This is a genomic window from Collinsella sp. SGI.095 (assembly GCF_050314535.1).
Lineage (GTDB): Bacteria > Actinomycetota > Coriobacteriia > Coriobacteriales > Coriobacteriaceae > Collinsella.
The window spans coordinates 1-5,202 of sequence record NZ_JBNPNG010000036.1; the positions used below are offsets into that span (position 1 = coordinate 1).

Below are 5,202 nucleotides of genomic sequence, written 5' to 3' on the forward strand. Positions count from 1 at the left end.
CCCCATCGAGCCCGACGTGCTCGCCGCCCACGCGGAAAGCAGGGGCAGGTACGGGTCGAGGAAGGTCAAGGCGTCGCTCGAGCGACGCGGCATATCGGCGAGCCGAAGGCGGATCGCGCGGATCATGAGGGAGAACGGCCTCTCGAGCGCGTACGGGAGGAAGCGGTTCAAGGTCCACCCCGGCAAGCCGAACGAGGCTGAGCTGCCGAACCTGGTGGCCCGCGAGTTCGACGGCCGCGCGCCGCGCACGCACGTCTGCAGCGACCTCACCTACGTGCGCGCGGGCGGATCGTGGTGCTACGTCCGCCTGCTCGTCGACCTCTACAACAGGGAGATCGTCGGCCGCGCCGCGGGCAGCAGGAGGGACGCGCTGCTCGTCAAGGCGGCCTTCGCCACCCTGGAGTTCCCGATATCCGACATCGCGGTGTTCCACACCGACCGCGGCAGCGAGTTCGACAACGCCGAGATCGACCTCATGCTAGAGGCCTTCGGCGTAGAGCGGTCGCTCTCCGCCAGGGGCTGCCCCTACGACAACGCCGTCGACGAGTCGACGAACAAGATACTCAAGGCCGGGCTCGTCTACAGGGAGAGCTTCCGGGACCTGCGCGACCTGCAGGCAGGGCTGTCCGACTACGTGCACTGGTACAACAACCTCAGGATCCACTCGACGCTCGGCTACATGAGCCCCGTCGAGTTCAGGAAGGCGGGAATGCCCCTCTCAAAACCGTCCAAATAAATGTTGCCAATCCATTTGCCGGAAGGTAGGTTTCGGCGGTTAGGGGGGCGTCTTTTGTCAGAACGCGAATAGATGCCCCGTTAACGGGGGGGGGGGTTCAACGACTGGACGCTATCGCGAGGTGGAGAACTACGGTAGTTTGCTGGCGCTAGCGAATGGCAGGATGGGATAATGGTGCATATGGGAATGGACGGAATGCGAGGGCCACTTGAACAGAATCGATTTTCATATCCATACTGTTGAGACCGCCTCTGACTCTAGTGGTTTCAATTTCGATATTGAAGTTCTCAAGGACTATGTCGAGGGGGCTCATCTTGCCGCCATTGCAATCACCAACCACAATGGGTTTTACCGTGACAACTACGACCAGGTTTCAAAGGCGCTAGACATTGCTGTTTTTCCTGGTGCTGAAATTAATGTCACGAAGTTGAGTGGTTTTGGGCACGTCATTATCGTCGCCGACCCCGCCGACATAGACGATTTTGCAAGCGGTATGGCCACTCTTGCGGGCGAATGCCCGGGCAGTAGCGACCACATGAGTTGGGAACGCGTTGTTGAGTTGTTTCCTAAGATCAGCAATTGGCTCATCATACCCCACTACAAAAAGAGCAAGAAACTCGACTCGGCCACACTTTCTCATATACAAAGCACAACTGGCTACGACGCCCTGGAAGTAGCCAATGCCAAAAAATGGCTCGTTGAGCGCGATGGGGCCGATGCACCGCTTGTGGTTTTCAGCGACTGTCGTCCCGGCTTACGCATGCCCGATGAAGATCCCGACGATAACATACGGCGTTATGCATACGGCTACACCTACCTACAATGCAACGAAATGAGCTTTAGCTCGATCAAGGCGGCATTTGCAAACGCAAACAACGTTGAGATTTTCCCAACAGACAGAGACTTTGAGATACTTCCAGAAGCACTGCCCGCATCGAGGCGCATGAACGTCATCCTTGGAGAGCGTTCCTCTGGCAAGACATTTACGCTTAAGCGGATTCTTGACGCCTATGAGCCCGAGGACAGGCTTTACATTGAGCAGTTCGAAATCACCAACAAAGCGAAGAAAGACATTTTCGACAAAAACGTTGCTGAAGAAGACAGCGTCTTTTTTGATAACTACTTCAACGCTCTACAAGATGCAATCAACCACTACACGCAGTTTGACCAGGGAGCCTGCGAAGATGCAGTAAGGGCGTATTGCACAGCTTTGGTTCAATTTGCTGCTGCACCGACCGACCGCTATTCCGAGCGGCCTATCTATAATGCTGATGAATTTACATATGAAAAGAGCGACGCTGTCGAAGCGTCTGACGTGAAGCTCCGAAAGGCCGCGCGAGAATTGGCCGATGGTGGCAAACGACCCGATGTTGTCAAAGAATATGTCGACCCGAATACTCTTAGGGCACTTGATAGCAGACTACGCGAGCTTATGAAGCAAGCTCGTACTGCTCGGTGGCAGAAAAAGCAGTGCGATGCTGCAGTCGCAGAAATAAAGAAAGAGTTGAGCAAGAAGTCGGCACGCAAGCCGCTTCCACAGGCCGATCAACTACGAGAGTACTTCAAGTATTGCTACCGAGAAAAGAGACTTGTGGAAGTCCTAGATGCACTTGCAACGCCTCTTGATCTCAAATCTGATGAAGAATACAAATACCTCAAGAAGAGGACGCGGCAGATGTATTCGAACGCCACTGAGGCGCGAAAAGGATGCGGGCTGACGTTGCCGAGCGGAACTGATGTGGCGGGTCTTTTCGGAGCCAAGGTTACGTCAGCTAAGAGACTCGCAGTCATTCGAAGCTTCGATGCTACTGTTCAAGCTGCGGCATGCCGTCTCCTGTTCAACATTAAAAGCAGAATTGTGCTCAACGACGAATCTAGTGCCGCGTTGTCTGGCGGACAACGCGCGGAGTATCTCCTTCTGCACCGAATAGCCGCCGCAGCGGGCAAAGATGTTGTGCTGATTGATGAGCCTGAGTCATCATTCGATAACCCGTTCCTTAACCACGATGTCATTACCCTACTCAACGACGTAGCCGAGCATGCAACGGTGTTTCTCGTGACACATAACAATACTCTTGGCGTCTCGCTTCTTCCTGATTGCATCATCTACACGGAGAAGACCAAGTCGGGAGAGTATCGCGTTTACTCCGGTGAGCTCTCTGCCACTAAGCTTATAGATGCATACGGAAACACCTGTGATCGCAAAGAGGTGATGCTCGATACAATGGAAGCTGGACGCATCGCCTATCTTGAAAGGAGGACCCACTATGGACTTGCTTAGAATCAACGAGCAAGAAGGCCAGTTCCTCAAGAATGGCGTATGGATTCCGATATGTGATATTGAGCGAGATGACTTGCTTGAACTTATCAGGGCTACAGCAAGTAACGACCATGTCGGACTTGTCGAATGCAATGGGGACACCCCGATCAGGGATCCTATCTCTATGACTATTTACGAGCAAGTTTATAAGGTGCTGAATGACTTAGATGCCAATCGCGCAACCTACCTCGCTTCGATTGATGAAGAGTTCGACAGGCTCGAACGCGAATACGGTTTGACATAGCTAGAATCTTTGCAATCAGTGAGTTATAAGCATTGAAATGACGCTCGTGCAGAAACGAGGGGCTCGAGATTGGTGCGCTTTACAGGTCGGATTAAGAGTATTGGAGTTAACGAGGCGAGTCTATATTAAGACGTAGAGCAACGTGCAAAATCAATAGTGCTGTTAGTTCGCAGAATGGGAAGAGCTGGCGGGCACAGGGGCTGATGTTTCGCACCCCCATTAATGGATGAGATAGGTTGGCGTTGAGTTCATTTTTGAGTTCAACTCGAGATACAAAATGCGGCTGATTTCGGTTAATGGGGAGACGGCGGTACACCACGTAGACGAGAGGCCATGGAAGTGCACGATTAGATTACTGAGTGGGAATAGGAGAAAATTGGGAATAGAATTCCCAATTTTAGTAGGAACAGCGTAATTAGGTACGCGAATGGGAAGGGGAGTCCCGCGGGACTCCCCTCTGTTTAGATCGAGAATTAGAACGGTAACGTCACGTATGCTTTATACGTGCTTGCATTTGCGATACGCGGTTAACGCGATGCCGACTGCGATCAGGGCTGCTGCACTGAAGCAGAGGGATGCCAGGAGTGCCATCTGGTTGTCACCGGTCCGGGGGATTGTTGAGTTGGTGGGAGCGGAATCGACATTCTTCTCCCACTGGGCGTACAGGGTGGTGTCCTGGTCTGCGTTCTTCTTGGGGTCGAAGGCCTGCTTGCCTTCCTTGTCGTAGGTCCAGCCCTTGAAGGTATAGCCTTCGGCGGCGGGATCATCGATAAGGGTGATGGGCTTGCCCTTCTCGGTCTGCTTGGTCACACTGTCGCCGTGGCCGTTCATGTCGAAGGCGACATCGACCATTTCGATGATGGGAGTGGAGGGAGCTTCCCAGACAGCCGTGAAAGTGATGTTTTCTTTAGCGGTGTATTCGCCTTTAAGGGCATCGGTGCCTTCGGAGCCCTTAGGAATCCAGCCAACGAATGTGTAGTCGCCGTCAGTGCCTAGATTGGGGAGTTCGACGACTTGGCCCTTGTTCACGGTCACGGCTTCAGGTGCGGTCCCGAATTCGGATTCGAAGGAAACGGTGACCTTTTCCTTTTCGGTCCATTTGGCGTAGACGGTCATGTTCGTAGCGGCGGTGCCGTTGAACGAGGTGGTGAGGCTCTCATCGGTGAACCAGCCGCCGAAGTCATAATTCGGGTCTGTGGGCTGGGGCAGGGTGACGGACGTCCCCTTCTTGACCGTAATGGGGTTGATGATCTGGGTTCCGTGGCTGTTCATATTGAAGGTCACGGTGACGGTTTCGTAAAGCTCTGCTTTAGTGAATCGGGTAGTGGGTTTCGAGCCTTCAATGGAAGATGCTGCTTGATTGGTAGGAAGAATATCTTCACCAAAATAGGCGGTTAATACCGATCCCTCGTCCGTTGTCAACTCAAGGACAGATGGGTGAATTGTATCTCCGCCGTTATTCGTGAAATGGGCCTCCAGGTGATCGTTCGAGCTATCTATTTTTATTTCAAGCGAAAGGTTCTTTTCATTTGCTTTAACGACGCCATATCCCGGCACTTTGACTTCATTCCAAGTGGCAATGGGCCCTTCGCCTTCAGCCCAAGCGTAATTCTGGGTGCCGGAGAAGGTGAAGGCGCAAACGCCGACGATGGCTGCGAGCGTGAGGACGAAAACCGTCCGGCGCCTGGCCAAGGTCTCTTTAACCTGTATCTTCATCGTATCCTCCAATTCAAGCGTGCGTTCCCTATTGCAACATTGCATTTCATGTTAACAGAGAATTATTTTCGGGCATGTCCCTTGCTCGGCTCGGGCTTGCTCTGGACGGGGATGCTTCGCGGTCTTGATGGGGTGGGTGCCTAATTCGAAGGAGGCAGAATCTGGTTTGGTGGTGCAGAAAAGTAA

4 protein-coding genes are annotated in these 5,202 nt (G+C 53.1%); 3 read left to right on the top strand and 1 reads right to left on the bottom strand.

The window, feature by feature from the left end; translation table 11 throughout:
• The 3 genes from ACQRCA_RS08215 to ACQRCA_RS08225 all read left to right on the top strand — a co-directional run.
• Nucleotides 1-736 (top strand): IS3 family transposase (locus ACQRCA_RS08215; RefSeq protein WP_427719858.1); only part of this gene is annotated, 736 nt, incomplete at its 5' end.
• Nucleotides 737-944: 208 nt separating this feature from the next.
• A complete protein-coding gene (locus ACQRCA_RS08220; protein WP_087185848.1) occupies nt 945-3,017 on the top strand; it encodes a hypothetical protein in 2,073 nt (690 codons plus the stop codon).
• Nucleotides 3,004-3,300 (top strand): hypothetical protein, encoded by a 297-nt coding sequence (locus tag ACQRCA_RS08225; RefSeq protein ID WP_075575915.1) that lies wholly within the window; start codon nt 3,004-3,006, stop codon nt 3,298-3,300. The genes ACQRCA_RS08220 and ACQRCA_RS08225 overlap by 14 nt, the downstream gene beginning before the upstream one ends.
• A gap of 498 nt (nt 3,301-3,798) precedes the next feature.
• Here ACQRCA_RS08225 and ACQRCA_RS08230 read toward each other — a convergent pair whose 3' ends face one another.
• Nucleotides 3,799-5,016: an InlB B-repeat-containing protein gene (locus ACQRCA_RS08230; protein WP_427719859.1), complete on the bottom strand. Its 1,218-nt coding sequence runs from the start codon at nt 5,014-5,016 to the stop codon at nt 3,799-3,801.
• Nucleotides 5,017-5,202 lie beyond the last annotated feature (186 nt).